Origin of the sequence: Actinoplanes sp. NPDC049265 (assembly GCF_043197135.1) — a bacterium.
Classification (GTDB): Bacteria; Actinomycetota; Actinomycetes; order Mycobacteriales; family Micromonosporaceae; genus Actinoplanes.
Map to the genome: position 1 here is coordinate 1 of NZ_JBICSP010000044.1, position 18,870 is coordinate 18,870.

The window sequence follows — 18,870 nt, forward strand, 5'->3', positions numbered from 1 at the left end:
TCGGCGGGTCAGGGTAGTTACGCGGCGGCGAACGCGTTCCTGGATGGTTTGGCGGCGGCTCGGCGTTCCGTGGGTTTGCCGGCGGTGTCGTTGGCCTGGGGGTTGTGGGAGCAACGCAGTGGTATGACCGGTCATCTGGCCGGTCGGGACACCGATCGCCTCGCCCGTATCGGAATGCGGCCCTTGAGTACCACCCAGGCACTCTCGCTGTTCGACGCCGCCACCGATCTGGACGAGCCACTGGCCGTACTCACCGCGCTGGACCCGTCCGCACTGGCGGTCGCCGACCGGCCGCTGCTCGCCGGAATCGCCCGCCGTCCTGTTCACCGGGACGTCTCCTCCGGGCGGGGCGCTCAGTCCGTCGGAGGGCTGGCCGCGCAGTTGGCCGGGTTGCCCTCGGCCGGGCAGGAGGCCTTGCTGGTGGATCTCGTCCGTGCCCAGGCCGCCGCGGTCCTCGGGCATGCCTCGCCCGAGGCGATCGGACCGGGCCGGCCGTTCCGGGACCTGGGGTTCGACTCGCTGACCGCCGTCGAGCTCCGCAACCGGCTCGCCACCGCCACCGGCCTTCGGCTGCCCGCCACCGCGGTCTTCGACTACCCGGCCCCGGCCGTCCTGGGCCGGCACCTGCAAGCCGAGCTGGCCGGGGAGCCCGACGCCACGCCTCAGGTGATGCCCGTTGCCGGGGTAGCGGACGAACCGGTGGCGATTGTGGGGATGGGATGCCGGTTCCCGGGCGGCGTAGGTGATCCGGAAGAGCTGTGGGGCCTACTCGCCGCGGGCGGAGACGCGATCGGCCCGTTCCCCGACGACCGGGGCTGGGACCTGGACGGACTGTACGACTCGGACCCTGATCACCTGGGGACGAGCTACGTGCGCGCGGGCGGTTTCGTACGGGATGCCGCTGAGTTCGACGCGGGCTTCTTCGGGATCAGCCCGCGTGAAGCGGTCGGGATGGACCCGCAGCAGCGGTTGCTGTTGGAGGTGTGCTGGGAGGCCTTGGAGCGGGCCGGGATCGACCCGGATTCGTTGCGTGGCACGCCGGCTGGGGTGTTCGCCGGAGCGGCCGGGTACGGGTACGGCGCGGGCTCGGTGGGAGGCGCTGAAGGTTACGGGGTGACCGGTGGGTCCGGGAGTGTGATCTCCGGGCGGGTCTCGTACGTGCTGGGCCTGGAGGGTCCGGCCATGACCGTCGACACCGCGTGCTCCTCGTCGCTGGTGGCGATGCACCTGGCGGCCCAGGCGCTGCGGGCCGGGGAGTGCGACCTGGCACTGGCCGGCGGTGTCACCGTGATGTCGGCGCCGGCCGGGCTGGTCGAATTCTCCCGGCAGCGAGCGCTGGCCGCGGATGGGCGCTGCAAGGCGTTCGGGGCGGACGCGGACGGCATGGGGATGTCGGAAGGCGCCGGGATGCTGGTGCTGATGCGCTTGTCGGACGCGCAGCGCGGTGGGCACCGGGTGCTGGCGGTGATCCGTGGCAGTGCGGTGAACCACGACGGCGCTTCGAACGGGTTGACGGCGCCGAACGGGCCGTCGCAACAGCGGGTGATCATGTCTGCCCTGGCCAGCGCCGGGCTGACGCCGACCGATGTGGATGCGGTGGAGGCGCATGGCACCGGGACGGCGTTGGGTGACCCGATTGAGGCGCAAGCGCTGATCGCGACGTACGGGCAGGGCCGGGAGGACCGGCCGTTGTGGCTCGGGTCGGTGAAGTCGAACATCGGGCACACCCAGGCGGCCGCCGGTGTGGCCGGGGTGATGAAGATGGTCCTCTCGATGCGGCACGAGGTGCTGCCCGAAACGCTCCACGCCGGCGAGCCGTCCCCGCACATCGACTGGTCGGCCGGCGATGTCCGGCTGCTGTCCGAGCCGGTGCCGTGGCCCACGGGCGACGGCCGGCCGCGGCGGGCCGGGGTGTCGTCGTTCGGGATCAGTGGCACCAACGCCCACGTCATCCTGGAGGAAGCCCCCGCTGTCGAGGAAGCCGTCGATCCGGATCCGGGACAGGTGCTGGCTGCCGGTGGTCCGGTGGCGTGGCTGGTGTCGGGCCGGGACGTGGCAGGCCTGGCGGGGCAGGCGGGTCGGTTGCGGGAGTTCGTGGCCGGCCGGCCCGAGCTGGATCCGGTTGATGTGGGTTACTCGCTGGCGACGACGCGGGCGGCGCTGGATCACCGGGCGGTGGTGGTCGGTTCGGGTCGGCGTGAGTTGCTGGCTGGTCTTGCCTCGGTGGCGGTGGGTCAGCCCGGTGCCGGGGTGGTTTCGGGTACGGCAACCGGCGGTGGTCGTTCGGTGTTGGTGTTCCCGGGTCAGGGCAGTCAGTGGGCCGGAATGGGTGTGGAGCTGGCGAGGGTGTCGCCGGTTTTCGCGGCCCGGTTGGCGGAGTGTTCTCAGGTGTTGGAGCCGTTGACAGGTTGGCGGTTGGAGGACGTTCTCGCTGATGGTGAGCTGCTGCAGCGGGTGGAGGTGGTGCAGCCGGCCCTGTGGGCGGTGATGGTGTCGTTGGCGGCGGTGTGGGAGGCGGCGGGTGTGCTGCCGGATGCGGTGGCGGGTCATTCGCAGGGTGAGATTGCCGCCGCGGTGGTGGCGGGTGTGTTGTCGCTGGAGGATGCCGCTCGGGTGGTGGCGTTGCGGGCGCGGGCGTTGGCACACCTGGATGGTTCGGGTGCGATGGTGGCGGTGGCTGAGCCGGCCGACAGGGTGCGTGAGCGCTTGTCCGTGTGGGGTGGCCGGTTGTCGGTTGCGGTGGTGAATAGCCCGTCGGCGGTGGTGGTGTCCGGTGATCGTGTGGCGGCGTTGGAGTTGTTGGCCGGGTGTGAGGCGGAGGGGGTGCGGGCGCGTTTGCTGCCGGTGGGGTATGCCTCGCATGGCCGGCAGGTGGATGTGTTGGAGCGGGAGATTCTGGGGGCGTTGGAGTCTGTGCGTCCGGGTCGGGCGCGTCTGCCGATGGTGTCGGCGATGACCGGTGAGATCCTGCACGGTCCGGAGTTGGATGCCCGGTACTGGTTCGACAGTTTGCGGGCCCCGGTTGATTTCCGGCGTTCGACGCGGGTGTTGGCCGAGCGCGGATATCGCATGTTCATCGAGGCGTCTCCGCATCCGGTATTGACGGCTGCGATATCCGAGACCCTTGAGGACGTCGGTATCCACGATGCGTTGGTGACTGGCACGCTGACCCGGGATGCGGGTGGGGCGGCCGGGTTGTTGACGGCGTTGGGTCGCGCGTATGCGGCCGGCACCCCGGTGGATTGGGAGCTGGTAGCCGGTTCGGGCCGACGGGTGGATCTGCCGACGTACGCATTCCAACGGGCCCGCTACTGGCTGCAGGAGACTCCTAAGACCGGGGACGTGACGTCGGCGGGCTTGGGAACAGCGGGGCATCCGCTACTCGGCGCGGCAGTGGAACTGGCCTCCGGAGACGGCCTGGTGCTGACCGGACGGCTCTCCTTGGCCACCCAGCCGTGGCTCGCCGACCATGTATTGCTGGGCAGGGTGGTCGTGCCGGGCGCGGCGTTGGCGGAGATGGCGGCCGCCGCCGGTGAACACGCGGGTTGCGGCCGGGTGGAGGAACTGGTGTTGCAGGCCCCCCTGGTGATCCCCCCGGATGAGGCGGTCCAGGTCCAAGTGCGGGTCGGAGTGCCGGACGCGGCCGGGATCCGGTCGATTGCCGTGCACGCGCGCTCGGACAGCGGCGCCGCGCAATGGTCGGAACACGCCAGCGGGACCCTGTCGCCTCCCGTACCCGCCGGAGACCGCGGGAATGAGGGGCCTGCCGAGGGCGGCTGGGATGAACGGCAGTGGCCGCCGGCAGGCGCGGCTGCGGTGGACATTTCGGAGGCATACGAAGAACTCGCGGGCCGCGGCTATGAGTACGGGCCGGCTTTCCGAGGGCTGCATGCGGTGTGGCGGCGCGAGGAGGAGACGTACGCGGAAGTTCGGCTCCCTGAGGAAGTCCAGGGTGAGGCCGAGCTGTTCCGGGTGCATCCGGTGTTGCTGGATGCTGTGCTGCACGCGGTCGGTCCGGGTGGGTTGCTGGCTGCGGCCGATGGGCCGACGCTGATTCCGTTCGCATGGCGGGGCGTGACGTTGCACGCGGCTGGAGCGACTGCGGTGCGGGCCCGGTTGTGGCGCTCGAGTACGGACGAGCTCCGGTTGCAAGCCGTCGATGCCGCCGGCCGCCCGGTCCTGACCGTGGACTCACTGGTGCTGCGGCCGGTGACGGTTGACCAGCTCGGTACCGCTCCGGAGCGGGACGCACTGTTCACCGTCCGCTGGATCCCGTCTCAAGAAGACATGGCCCGGGAAGAGCCGGTCGAGGTTGCGGTGGCCGGTGCCAGTGAGCAGGACCTCGCCGCGGCCCTGGGGGCGGTGAGTGCTTATCCGGACCTGGACGCTGTGTCCGCGGCGGTGAGCGACGGGCCGCCACATGTGGTGCTGGCCCGGGTGGTCGGCGAACCGGGTGGTGCCCGGGCGGCGGGCCAGGCGCTGGCCTTGGTGCAGCAGTGGTTGCAGGCTGACCCGTCGCAGGCCTCGGTGCTCGCAGTCGTGACTGAGGGTGCGGTGTCCACCGAGTCGGGCGAGGTGGTGACCGATCTTGGTGCGGCGTCGGTGTGGGGGTTGGTGCGTTCGGCGCAGGCGGAGAATCCGGGTCGGTTTGCTTTGGTCGATCTTGATCCGGTGGGTTTGGACGTGGTTGCGCTGAGGGCGGCGTTGGCCGTGGTGGCGGCTGGTGAGCCGGAGGTGGCGGTGCGCGGGGATCGTGTTTTGGTGCGGCGGTTGGCGCGTCCGGTGGATGGGGAGTTGCTGGAAGCACCGGCGGGGCCGTGGCGGTTGCGTGCCGAGGGCGGAACGGTGGACGGGCTGGTGTTGGCGGCGGCCCCCGGGGCTGCTGCGGAGTTGGGTGCGGGTCAGGTTCGGGTGGCGGTGCGGGCGTCCGGGGTGAATTTCCGTGATGTGTTGGTGGCGTTGGGGATGTATCCGGGTGGCGGTGACATCGGCGTCGAGTGTGCCGGTGTGGTGACCGAGGTGGGTCCGCAGGTGTCGGGTCTGGCCTTGGGGGACCGGGTGATGGGTTTGGTCACGGCCGGGTTCGGGCCGGTGGTGGTTGCTGATCATCGGTTGTTGGTGCGGGTTCCGTCGGGTTGGTCATGGCCGCAGGCAGGATCAACCCCGGTAGCGTTCCTGACCGCTTACTACGCCTTGGTGGTGTTGGCGGGTGTGCGCCGGGGCGAGCGGTTGCTGGTACACGCGGCGGCCGGTGGGGTGGGTATGGCCGCGGTGCAGTTGGCCCAGCATCTCGGGGCCCAGGTGTATGCCACGGCGATCCCGGCGAAGTGGCCGGTTCTCACCAGCATGGGCTTGGACCATATGTCGTCGTCGCGGTCGACCGAGTTCGAGGAGGAGTTCCTGACGGCGACCCGGGGTGCCGGGATGGATGTGGTGCTGAACGCGCTGGCGGGTGAGTTGACGGATGCGTCGTTGCGTTTGTTGCCGCGTGGTGGCCGGTTTGTGGAGATGGGCAAGACCGACGTGCGCGATCCGGGTGAGATCGCGGCGCGGTATCCGGGGGTCACCTACCGCGCGTTCGATCTGGCGGAGGCGGGCCCGGAGGAGATTCAGCGCATGTTCGCGGTGCTGGTGGATCTGTTCGAGCGGGGTGTGCTGGAACCGTTGCCGGTGCGGGCGTGGGATGTGCGGCGGGCGCGGGAGGCGTTCCGGTTTATGTCGCAGGCCCGGCACACGGGCAAGGTTGTTTTGACCGTTCCTCACGATGAGCCGTCGTCGACGGTGTTGGTGACGGGTGGTACGGGGGCGTTGGGTGCTGAGGTGGCTCGGCATTTGGCTGCAACGGGTCGGGCGGGGCGTTTGTTGTTGGTTTCTCGTCGTGGTCCGGCGGCGTCGGGGGCGGTGGGTTTGGCGGCTGGGTTGGCTGCTGCGGGTGTGGCGGTGACGGTGACGGCGTGTGATGTGGCTGATCGGGGTGAGTTGGCGGCGGTGATTTCCGGGGTGCCGTTGACGGGGGTGGTGCATGCGGCTGGGGTTTTGGACGACGGTGTTGTCACGGCGCTGACGCCGGAGCGGGTGGAGGTGGTGGCTGGTCCGAAGTCGGTTGCGGCGTGGCATTTGCATGAGTTGACGGCTGGTTTGGATTTGGGCTCGTTCGTGTTGTTTTCGTCGGTGGCGGCGTCGTTTGGTTCGGCGGGTCAGGGTGGGTACGCGGCGGCGAATGCGTTCTTGGATGGTTTGGCGGCGGCTCGGCGTTCCGTGGGTTTGCCGGGGGTGTCGTTGGCGTGGGGTTTGTGGGAGAAGCGCAGTGGTATGACCGGGCATCTGGCCGGTCGGGACACCGACCGTCTCGCCCGTATCGGAATGCGGCCCTTGAGTACCACCCAGGCACTCTCGCTGTTCGACGCCGCCACCGGCTTGGACGAGCCACTGGCCGTCCTCACCTCGCTGGACCCCAGGGCCCTCACCGCGGGCGGTCCACCACTGCTGGCCGGAGTCGCCCGGCGCCCGGCCCGCCGGGACGCTGCCGTGAATCCCGGGGAAGACGTCGGCGAGGCACTTCGGCGGCGGCTCGCCGGCATGCGCCCGGCCGACCAGGAACGGCTGCTTCTGGACCTGGTCCGCGCGCAGGCCGCCGCCGTCCTGGGCCACACCACCCCGGACGTGGTCGAGCCGGGCCGGCCGTTCCGGGATCTGGGGTTCGACTCGTTGACCGCGGTCGAGCTCCGCAACCGGCTCGCCACCGCCACCGGCCTTCGGCTGCCCGCCACCGCGGTCTTCGACCATCCCACTCCCGCGGCCCTGGGCCGACATCTGCGAACAGAAACTCTCGACTCGGAGACGCCGCCGGCTTCCGCCCTGAGCGTGCTCGACGAATTCGGGAAAATGGTGTCCGGGGCGTCACTGCGTAATACGGAGAGATCCATGATCGTGGCCCGCCTCGAGGTCATGCTGCGCGAGATTCGCGACGGCGGGGACTCGGGTGAAGCGTCCGACGATGCGCAAGTCAAGACGCTGACCAATGACGAGATATTCGACCTTATCGACAAGGAAATCGGAACCCTCTAGGTTTCCCTAGGAGTGGAAATGTCGGACGAATCTAAACTCCGCGAATATCTCGATCTCGTTACCACGAATTTGCGCCAGACCCGTCGGCGGCTGCAGGAGGTCGAAGGCCGCAGCCATGAGCCGGTGGCGATCGTCGGGATGGGATGCCGGTTCCCGGGTGGGGTGGGTGACCCCGAGGAGCTGTGGGGCCTTCTGGCGTCGGGGGGTGACGCGGTCGGCCCGTTGCCAGGTGACCGAGGCTGGGACCTCGAAGCCCTGTACGACCCGGACCCTGATCACCTGGGGACGAGTTACGCACGGGCGGGCGGGTTCGTGGCGGAGGCGGCGGAGTTCGACGCCGGTTTCTTCGGTATCTCGCCGCGTGAGGCGGCGGCGATGGACCCGCAGCAGCGGTTGCTGCTGGAGGTGTGCTGGGAGGCGCTGGAGCGGGCCGGGATCGACCCGGGGTCGTTGCGCGGCAGCCCGGCCGGGGTGTTCGCCGGGGCGGCCGGATACGGGTACGGGACGGTGGGCCAGGGCGAAGCGGCGGAGGCCGAGGGCTACGGGGTGACCGGCGGCGCCGGGAGTGTGATCTCCGGTCGGGTGTCGTACGTCCTGGGCCTGGAGGGTCCGGCGATGACCGTCGACACCGCGTGCTCCTCCTCGCTGGTGGCGCTCCACCTGGCGAGTCAGGCGTTGCGGGCGGGGGAGTGCGATCTGGCGTTGGCGGGCGGTGTCACCGTGATGTCGACTCCGGCGACTCTCGTCGAGTTCTCCCGGCAGCGAGGGTTGGCCCAGGATGGGCGGTGCAAGGCGTTCGGCGCGGGCGCGGACGGCATGGGGATGTCCGAGGGCGCGGGGATGCTGGTGCTGATGCGTCTGTCGGACGCGCAGCGGGCGGGTCACCGGGTACTGGCGGTGATCCGTGGCAGTGCGGTGAACCACGACGGCGCTTCGAACGGGCTGACCGCGCCGAACGGACCGTCGCAGCAGCGGGTGATCGCGGCGGCTCTGGCGGCCGCGCGGCTGAGCGCCTCCGATGTGGACGCCGTAGAGGCGCACGGCACCGGAACGCGGCTCGGGGACCCGATCGAGGCGCAGGCCCTGATCGCGAACTACGGCCAGGGCCGGGAGGACCGGCCGTTGTGGCTGGGATCGGTGAAGTCGAACATCGGGCACACCCAGGCGGCGGCGGGTGTGGCCGGGGTGATGAAGATGGTCCTCGCGTTGCAGCATGAGGTGCTCCCGGAAACGCTGCACGCGGAAGAGCCGTCCCCCCGCGTGGACTGGTCGGCCGGCGACGTCCGGCTGTTGTCGGCCGCGCAGCCCTGGCCGGTCAACGGCAGGCTGCGGCGGGCCGGGGTGTCCTCGTTCGGGATCAGCGGCACCAACGCCCACCTCATCCTCGAAGAAGCCGCTGCCTCGGAAGTAGCGGGCGAGCAGGCCCCGGCCGAGGCCACGGATCAGGTGCTGACGCCCGGTGGTCCGGTGGCGTGGCCGGTGTCGGGTCGTGATGCGGCGGGGTTGGCGGCGCAGGTGGCGCGACTGGGTGAGTTTGTGGCTGCGCGGCCTGGGCTGGATCCGGTGGATGTGGGGTTCTCGCTGGCGGTGACGCGAGCGGCGCTGGGGCACCGGGCGGTGGTGGTCGGCGCGGACCGGGAGGAGTTGCTGGCGGCTCAGCCGGTGACCGGGGTCGCCGTGACCGGGGGCAGGACGGTGTTGGTGTTCCCGGGCCAGGGCAGCCAGTGGGCGGGGATGGGCGCCGAGTTGCGGTCGGTGTCGCCGGTGTTCGCGACCGCGTTCGACCGGGTGTGTTCGGTGTTGGAGGAGATTCTGGGGTTGCCGGTCGCGGAGGTGGTCCTGGGCCGGGACGAGAACCGGTTGAACGAGACGGTGTTCGCGCAGGCGGGCCTGTTCGCGATCGGGGTGGGGCTGGCGCGGTTGCTGGAGGCGGCGGGGGTGGTCCCGGATGTGGTGGTGGGTCACTCGGTCGGTGAGATCGCGGCGGCGCATGTGGCGGGGGTGTTGTCGCTGGAGGACGCGTGCGGGTTGGTGGCCGCGCGGGGCCGGTTGATGCAGCAGCTACCCTCCGGCGGAGCGATGGCCGCGATAGCCGCGAGTGAGGCCGAGGTGAAGGCCACCATCGACCATTTCGACGGCCGGGTGGTCGTAGCAGCGGTCAACGGCCCGATGGCGGTGACGGTGTCCGGGGAGACCGGCCCGGTGCAGCAGATAGCCGCATCCTGGCGTGAACGAGGTCGTCAGGCGACGGTGTTGTCGACGAGCCGGGCATTCCACTCACCAGCGATGGATGCGGTGCTGGAACCGCTGGAACGCGTCGCGGTCGGATTGACCTACCACGAGCCCCGGATGACGGTGGTATCAACCCTGACCGGAGCCGTGGTGTCGGGTGACGACCTCCAGAGCGCGGGGTATTGGGCAGAGCAGGCCCGCCGACCGGTCCGGTTCGCTGACGCGATAACCACCGCCGCTGGGTTGGGCGGTCGGGTGTTCATCGAGGCGGGCCCGGACGGGGCACTGACCACACTCGGCCCGGACTGTGTCCCCGACGACGCCGGCCAGGGTTCGGTGTTTGTCGCCGTGCAGCGCCGCAACCGCCCCGCGGCACGGCAGTTCCTGACCGCCCTCGCGAGCGCGTACGTGACGGGTGTGGCGGTGGACTGGGCGGCGGTCACCGGCCCCGCCCGGCGTGTCGAGTTGCCGACGTACGCATTCCAGCGGTCTCGGTATTGGCTGCAACCGCCCCCGGCCCCGGCGGCGGTGGTGGGTGCTGGTTCGGTGGGTGAGGCACGATTCTGGACTGCGGTAGAGGACGGCGACGAAAGAGAACTAGCCGCGGCGTTGCGGGCCGACCGTGGGGAAGTAGCCGCGGTGCTGCCGGCATTGGCGGCGTGGCGACGCCGGGACCGTGAGACCGCTGTGGCTGAGGGGTGGCTCTACCGGGTCGACTGGGAATCGGTACCGGCCCTACCGGCGGCGGCACTGGCCGGAACGTGGCTGGTTGTGCTGCCGGATGCTGTCGCTGGGGAGTTGACCCGGGCGGTGACCACTGCTCTGGCCCGGCATGGTGCGCAGGTGGTGACGGCTACGGCCGTGTCAGCCGACCGGGAACAGATGTCCGCACTCCTGGACGAGACGCTACCCGATGCCGGGGCGGGGCTCGCCGGGGTTCTGTCGCTGCTGGCATTGCCGGAAACCGCGGCCGTGGGCGGCCCCGGTTCGGCGGGTGGTCTGGCCGGGACGTTGACACTGCTGCAGGCACTGACCGACGCCGGGGTCACGGCGCCGGTGTGGGCGGTGACCTCCGGCGCGGTAGCCGCGGGCCCCGATGAGACACCGACCCATGTGGCCGGCGCGCAGGTGTGGGCGTTGGGCCGGGTCGCGGCCTTGGAAGCTCCCGGTCTGTGGGGCGGCCTGATCGACCTGCCGGAGAGTCTTGACGAGCGAGCGGCTCGCCGGTTGTGTCAGGTCCTGGCCGGTACTGGCGAAGACCAAGTCGCCGTCCGAGGTTTCGGAGTCCTGGTCCGCCGGCTGGCCCGCGCCGCAATTGCCCGGGGAGTCGGGCCGGACTCATGGCAGGCGCGGGGAACCGTGCTGGTCACTGGCGGCACCGAGGCGTTGGGTGGGCATACCGCTGAGTGGCTGGCCCGTTCCGGCGCCCAGCACACGCTGCTGGCCACCCGGAGCGGCCCCGCGGCACCCGGTACCGCCGTACTCGCGGCCAGGATCGCCGCCGCGGGTGCCGACGTCACAGTGACCGCGTGTGACGCCACAGAGCGCACCGAGCTGACCGCACTGATTGCTGGTATCCCAGCATCGCGGCCACTCACCACCGTCGTACACGCCGCCGGAACACCCGACGACGGCGTGCTGGACGCGCTGGATGCCGGGAAACTGGCCGCGTTGGTCGACCCCGAGGTGGCAACGGCGCAGCTCCTGGACGAGCTGACCGAAGAACTGGACCTGGACGCGTTCCTGCTCTTCTCCTCCGGCTCGACCGTGATCGGTGGTGTCGGGCGGGGGAGTGACGCTGCGGCGAACGCGTTCCAGGACGTGCTGGCCCTCCGGCGCCGGGCACGAGGGCTGCCGGCGACGTCCGTGGCCTGGGGATCGTGGGCCGACGCCGACGCCGACGCCGACGCCGACGCCGGAGCCGACGCCGGAGCCGGAGCGGAGAGGGAGCGGCTCGCGCGGCACGGGGTGCGGACCCTGGATCCGGGCCTGGCGCTGGCCGCGCTGGGGCAGGCGCTGTCCCGCGGCGAGACGTCGCTGACCGTTGCGGACATCGACTGGGAGCAGTTCGCCCCGGCGTTCACGGCTGGCCGGCCCAGCCCGCTGCTCAAGAACCTGCCCGAGGCAGGCCAGACCATCGCCACCGCCGACACCGTCCCCGCCGCGGGGCTGGCCGGGCAGTTGGCCGGGCTGCCGCCGGCTGGGCAGGAGGCGCTGCTGGTGGATCTGGTCCGGGCCCAGGCCGCCGCCGTCTTGGGGCATGGTTCGCCGGAAGCGGTCGGGCCGGCCCGGCCGTTCCGCGACCAGGGGTTCGACTCGCTGACCGCGGTCGACCTCCGCAACCGCCTCGCGGCCGTCACCGGCCTGCGGCTGCCCGCCACCGCGATCTTCGACTACCCCGCCCCGGCCGTCCTGGGCCGGCACCTGCGGACCGAGCTCGTCGGGGAGTCCGGCAGCGCGTCAGATGTTCCGGTGCCGACCGCGGCGATGGACGAACCGGTGGCCATTGTGGGGATGGGGTGCCGGTTCCCGGGTGGGGTGGGGAGTCCGGAAGAGCTGTGGGGATTGCTTGCCGAGGGCGGGGACGCGGTCGGCCCGTTCCCCGATGACCGAGGCTGGGACCTGGAGGGCCTGTTCGATCCGGACCCCGACCATGCGGGTACGAGCTATGCCCGTACGGGCGGGTTTGTGGCCGAAGCGGCGGAGTTCGACGCCGGCTTCTTCGGTATCTCGCCGCGTGAAGCGGTCGGGATGGACCCGCAACAGCGTCTGTTGCTGGAGGTGAGCTGGGAGGCGCTGGAACGGGCCGGCATCGACCCGGGGACGCTGCGTGGCACAGCCGCCGGGGTGTTCGCCGGAGCCACCGGATACGGCTACGCGGCCGGCGCCGAGGGCTACGGGCTGACCGGAATCGCGACCAGTGTGCTGTCCGGGCGGGTGTCATACGTGCTGGGCCTGGAGGGTCCGGCGATGACTGTCGACACCGCGTGTTCCTCCTCCCTGGTGGCGATGCATCTGGCGGCTCAGGCTTTGCGGGCGGGGGAGTGTGACCTGGCGCTGGCCGGTGGTGTCACGGTGATGGCGACGCCGGCCACGTTCGTCGAGTTCTCGCGGCAGCGGGGCCTGGCCCCGGACGGGCGTTGCAAGGCGTTCGGCGCGGATGCGGACGGTACCGGCTGGGCTGAGGGTGCGGGGATGCTGGTGCTGATGCGTTTGTCGGATGCGCAGCGGGCGGGGCACCCGGTGCTGGCGGTGGTTCGTGGCAGTGCGGTGAATCAGGACGGTGCTTCCAACGGGTTGACGGCGCCGAACGGTCCTTCGCAGCAGCGGGTTATCCGGTCGGCTCTGGCTGGTGCCCGGCTTGTTCCGTCTGATGTGGATGTCGTTGAGGCGCACGGTACCGGCACGACGCTGGGGGATCCGATCGAGGCGCAGGCGTTGATTGCGACGTATGGGCAGGGTCGTTCCGGTGGTGAGCCGTTGTGGTTGGGGTCGGTGAAGTCGAATATCGGGCACACTCAGGCGGCGGCGGGTGTGGCCGGGGTGATGAAGATGGTTTTGGCGATGCGGCATGGGGTGTTGCCGGCGACGTTGCATGTTGATGAGCCGTCGCCGCATGTGGATTGGACGGCCGGGTCGGTTCGGTTGTTGTCTGCTGCGAGGTCGTGGCCTGTGGGTGGTCGGTTGCGGCGGGCTGGTGTGTCGTCGTTTGGGATCAGTGGTACCAATGCCCACGTCATCCTGGAGGAAGCGCCTGTGCCTGAGGAGGTCGCGGTTCGGGCTCCGGCTTCGGGGGGTTCGGTGGCGTGGCTGGTGTCGGGTCGGGATGCGGTGGGGCTGGCGGCTCAGGCGGGACGGCTGGGTGAATTCGTGGCGGCCCGGCCGGGGCTGGATCCGGTGGATGTGGGTTACTCGTTGGCGGTGACGCGGGCAGCGTTGGATCACCGGGCGGTGGTGACGGGCGCGGATCGGGACGAGTTGCTGGCGCGTTTGGCGTTGGTGGCGGCGGGCCGGCCCGGTGCCGGCGTTGTGACCGGTACGGCGGTTGGACGGTCGGGTAAGACCGTGCTGGTGTTTCCGGGTCAAGGCAGTCAGTGGGCGGGGATGGGCCGGGAGTTGCGGTCGGCTTCGCCGGTGTTTGCGGCGGTGCTCGATCAGGTGTGCGGGATTTTGGGCGGTCTGCTGGACTTGCCTGTCACGGACGTGGTGTTGGGGCAGGACGAGGCCCGGCTGAATGAGACGGTGTTCGCGCAGGCGGGCTTGTTTGCGGTGGGTGTCGCTTTGGCTCGGTTGTTGGAGGCGTCCGGGGTGGTGCCGGATGTGGTGTTGGGTCATTCGGTCGGGGAAATCGCGGCCGTGCATGTGGCTGGGATGTTGTCCCTGGAGGATGCGTGTGGGTTGGTGGCTGCGCGGGGTCGGTTGATGCAGGGGTTGCCGGCGGGTGGGGCGATGGCGGCGGTCGCGGCGGGTGAGGCCGAGGTTGTTGCGTCGTTGGAGCGGTTTGGTGGCCGGGTTGTGGTGGCGGCGGTGAATGGTCCGTCGGCGGTGACGGTGTCTGGTGAGGCGGACGCGGTCGAGCAGGTGGTCGCGTGGTGGCGTGAGCTGGGTCGTAAGGCGACGGTGTTGTCGACGAGCCGGGCGTTTCATTCCCCGGCGATGGACCCTGTGATGGAGTCGTTGGAGCGGGTGGCGGCGGGGTTGTTTTACCACGAGCCGCAGGTCACGGTGGTGTCGACGCTGACCGGAGCTGTGGCTTCGGTCGAGGATTTCGGGGCGCCGGGTTATTGGGCGGCGCAGGCCCGTCAGCCGGTGCGTTTCGCTGATGCGGTCGCGGCGGCGGCGGCGTTGGGTGGTCGGGTGTTCGTGGAGGCGGGTCCGGATGGGGCGTTGACCACGCTGGGTCCCGATTGCGTTCCTGACGGGTTGTTCGTTGCCGTGCAGCGTCGGAATCGTCCGGCGGCCGGGCAGTTCCTGACCGCTCTGGCGGGCCTGTTTGTGGAGGGTTTGCCGGTCGATTGGGCGAAGGTTGTCGGGCCTGCTCGGAAGGTCGAGCTGCCGACGTACGCATTCCAGCACACTCGCTACTGGCTGCACGCGGCTTCCAAGACGGGAGACGTGGCATCGGTGGGTCTGGGCTCGGCCGGACATCCGTTGCTGGGTGCGGAGGTGGAGCTGGCTTCCGGTGACGGTCTGCTGCTGACCGGGCGGCTGTCGTTGGCGGATCAGCCGTGGCTGGCGGACCACGTTCTGCTGGGCGCGGTGGTGGTGCCCGGGGCGGCGCTGGCGGAAATGGCAGTCGCCGCCGGCGAACGCGCCGGTTGCGGGCGGGTCGAGGAGCTGGTGTTGCGGGCCCCGCTGGTGATTCCCGCGGGCGAGACGGTTCAGGTGCAGGTGACCGTCGGGGCGCCGGAGACAACCGGAGTTCGATCGGTGGCAGTCCATGCCCGCGTTGGCGTCGGCACGACGGACTGGACCGAACACGCTACCGGCGCCCTGGCTCCCGCCGGGCCCATCGGGAACGGCTGGGACGAAGGGCAATGGCCGCCGGCGGGCACGCTCGCGGTGGACATCTCGGGGATCTACGAGGACCTGGCCGAGAACGGATACGAGTACGGGCCGACGTTCCGCGGACTGCGAGCGGTGTGGCGGCGTGAAGAGGAGGCGTTCGCCGAAGTCAGGCTCCCCGAAGACGCCGGATCGGGCCAAGCTGGGCTGTTCGAGATGCATCCGGCGGTGCTGGATGCGGTGCTGCACGCGGTGAGCCCGGGCGAGGTGCTGCCCGACGGCCGGGCGCTGATCCCGTTCGCGTGGCGGGGCGTCCAGGTTCACGCCGCCGGTGCGACAGCGGTCCGCGTACGGCTTCGGCGCGTCGGCCCCGACGCGGTCCGGCTGCAGGCCGCCGACGCCGCCGGACGGCCGGTCCTGACCGTGGATTCGCTGACTCTGCGCCCGGTATCGGCCGCCCAGCATGCCGCCCCGGACCGGGACAGCCTGTTCACCGTCCGCTGGATCCTGGCCCGGGAAAACGGAGCGGGCCCGGAAAACCCGGCCGGCCAGGGGCAACGAGCCGCATCTGGGCCGATAGCGGTGACCGGTGTGGACGAGAAGGGCTTGGCCGCGGCGCTCGAGGCGGCGGGTGTCGATGCCGGCGCCTACCCGGACCTGGATGCCATTGCCGAGGCGATGACCGCCGGGGCTCCGGCGCCACGTGCGGTGCTGGCCGTCTTGACGGGAGAGCCCGGTGACGCCGCGGCGAGCGGTGCCCGACTGGCAGGCCAGGCACTGGAACTCGTGCAGCATTGGCTGGAGACCAGCCCGCTGGAGGGTTCGGCGCTGATGGTGGTGACGCGAGGGGCGGTGTCCACGGACCCGGAGGAGGGCGTGGCGGACCTTGGCGCGGCGCCGGTTTGGGGGTTGCTGCGTTCGGCGCAGGCGGAGAATCCGGGCCGGTTCGCCTTGATTGACCTTGATCCGGGTGCGGCTGAGGTGGGGCTGACGGCGGCGGTGGCGGCGGTGCTGGATGGTGAGCCGGAGGTGGCGGTTCGTGAGGGTCGGGTGTTGGCCCGGCGGCTGGCTCGTCCTGCTCTTGGGGATTTTCAGGGTGGTGGCGGTGTTGGCGGGTGGGATGTGGATGGCACGGTTTTGATCACTGGAGGTACGGGCACGCTGGGTGCGGAGCTGGCTCGGCATTTGGTCGTCTCTGATCGGGCTGGGCATGTGTTGCTGGCTTCGCGGGGTGGTCCGGCGGTGCCGGGTGTGGCCGGGTTGGCGGCTCGGTTGGCGGGTGCGGGTGCCGCGGTGACGGTGACGGCGTGTGATGCGGACAGTCGGCCGCAGTTGGCGGCGTTGATTGCCGGGGTTCCGGGGGATCGGCCGTTGGCGGCGGTGGTGCATGCGGCGGGTGCGCTGGACGACGGTGTGGTGACGGCGCTGACTCCGGCTCGCATCGATACCGTGATGGGGCCGAAGGCGTCCGGTGCGTGGCATTTGCATGAGTTGACGGCTGGTCTGGATGTGGGTGTGTTTGTGTTGTTCTCGTCGGCGGCGGCATCGTTCGGGTCGCCGGGGCAGGGCAATTACGCGGCGGCGAATGCGTTTCTGGATGGTCTGGCGGCGGAGCGTCGGGCGTCGGGTTTGCCGGCGACGTCGTTGGCGTGGGGGTTGTGGGAGCAACGTAGCGGGATCACCGCACACCTGACCGACCGGGACGCCGCCCGGCTGGAGCGTGCCGGGATGCGTCTGCTGGAGACCGAGCAGGCGCTGAAGCTGTTCGACACCGCGACCGCCCTCGACGAGCCGCTGACCGTCCTGGCCCCACTGGGCCCCGCCGCGCTCACGGCCGACGGACCTCGGCTGCTGGCCGAACTGGCTCACCGTCCCGGCCGAGGAAGCGCGTCGACGGACGTGAAGGCCGGCCCGAGGGGTGGCGCCGACGAGGCACTGCGGCACCAGCTCGCCGGCATGCCCGCGGCCGGGCAGGAGCAGCTCCTGCTGGAACTGGTCCGTGCCCAGGCGGCCACCGTCCTGGGCCACGACTCGGCGGACGCGGTCGGGCCGGAGATGCCGTTCCGGGAGCTGGGCTTCGACTCGCTGTCCGCGGTGGAGCTGCGGAATCAGCTCGCCACCGAGACCGGCCTCCGGCTGCCCGCCACTGCCGTCTTCGACTATCCGGCGCCGGTCGCTCTGAGCCGGTTCCTGCGGGACGAGCTGGCGATTGGCCTGGCCGAGGAGTCCGGCAGCGCGGCGCCCGCCCCGACCCCGACCCCTGCCGCTGCGCCCGAGGAACCGGTGGTGATCGTGGGGATGGGGTGCCGGTTCCCGGGCGGCGTGGCCGACCCGGAGGGTCTCTGGAAACTGGTGGCGGACGGCAGCGACGCGGTCGGGCCATTCCCCGTCGACCGAGGCTGGGACCTGGACAACCTGTTCCACCCGGACCCCGACAACGCGGGAACCAGCTACGCCCGCGAAGGCGGGTTCGTGGCGGAGGCCGCGGACTTCGACGCCGGGTTCTTCGGTATCAGTCCGCGTGAGGCGGTCGGGATGGACCCGCAACAGCGGCTGCTGCTGGAGGTGAGCTGGGAGGCGCTGGAGCGGGCCGGCATCGACCCGGGGACGCTGCGCGGCACCCCCGTCGGGGTTTTCGCCGGAGCCACGGGATACGGGTACGGAGCCGGCGTGCAGGGCCACGGGGTGACCGGCGGCGCCGGGAGCGTGATCTCCGGTCGGGTCTCGTACGCGCTGGGCCTGGAGGGCCCGTCGATGACCGTGGACACCGCCTGCTCGTCGTCGCTGGTGGCGATGCACCTGGCGGCCCAGGCACTGCGGTCGGGGGAGTGCAACCTGGCGCTGGTCGGCGGGGTGACGGTGATGGCGACGCCCATCACGTTCGTCGAGTTCTCCCATCAGCGGGGGCTGGCCTCGGACGGGCGTTGCAAGGCTTTCGGCGCGAGCGCCGACGGCGTCGGCTGGGCCGAGGGCGCGGGCATGCTCGTGCTGGAGCGCCTGTCGGACGCTCGGCGGGCGGGTCACCGGGTGCTGGCGGTGGTTCGCGGCAGTGCGGTGAACCAGGACGGCGCGTCCAACGGGCTGACGGCGCCGAACGGGCCGTCGCAGCAACGGGTGATCCGGTCCGCGCTGGCCAGCGCCCGGCTGGGGCCGGCGGACGTGGACGCGGTCGAGGCGCACGGCACCGGCACCACGCTGGGCGACCCGATCGAGGCGCAGGCGGTGATCGCGGCGTACGGCCAGGACCGGCCTGAGGGCAGGCCGTTGTGGCTCGGGTCGGTGAAGTCGAATATCGGCCACAGCCAGTGGGCGGCGGGCGTCGCCGGCGTCATCAAGATGGTCCAGGCGATGGAGCACCAGGTGCTGCCGCGAACGCTGCACGCCGAGGAGCCGTCCCCGCACGTGGACTGGTCGGCCGGCGACGTCCGGCTGCTGTCCGAGCCGGTGCCGTGGCCCGCGGGCGACGGCCGGCCGCGGCGGGCCGGGGTGTCGTCGTTCGGGATCAGTGGCACCAACGCCCACGTCATCCTGGAGGAAGCCCCCGCCCGCGAAGACATTCACCCGGCTCCGGTCGTCGGTGCCGACCCGGTGCTGGCGGCCGGTGGTCCGGTGGCGTGGCTGGTGTCGGGCCGGGACGTGGCAGGCCTGGCGGGGCAGGCGGGTCGGTTGCGGGAGTTCGTGGCGGCCCGGCCGGAGCTGGATCCGGTTGATGTGGGTTACTCGTTGGCGGTGACGCGGGCGGCGCTGGATCACCGGGCGGTGGTGGTCGGTGCAGATCGGCGTGAGTTGCTGGCTGGTCTTGCCTCGGTGGCGGTGGGTCAGCCTGGGGCCGGGGTGGTTTCGGGTACGGCAGTCGGCGGTGGTCGTTCGGTGTTGGTGTTTCCGGGTCAGGGCAGTCAGTGGGTTGGGATGGGTGTGGAGCTGGCGAGGGTGTCGCCGGTTTTCGCGGCTCGGTTGGCGGAGTGTTCTGGGGTGTTGGAGCCGTTGACGGGTTGGCGGTTGGAGGATGTTCTGGCTGATGGTGAGTTGTTGGAGCGGGTGGAGGTGGTGCAGCCGGCGTTGTGG

General features: G+C 70.9%; 2 protein-coding genes. Both read left to right on the forward strand.

What is annotated here, in order from left to right; genetic code table 11:
• The coding region (locus ACGFIO_RS43880; RefSeq protein ID WP_392837135.1) for an SDR family NAD(P)-dependent oxidoreductase at positions 1 to 7,068 on the forward strand (7,068 nt) is incomplete at its 5' end.
• An 18-nt stretch (positions 7,069 to 7,086) separates the two neighbouring features.
• Positions 7,087 to 18,870 (forward strand): type I polyketide synthase (locus tag ACGFIO_RS43885; RefSeq protein WP_392837138.1); only part of this gene is annotated, 11,784 nt, incomplete at its 3' end.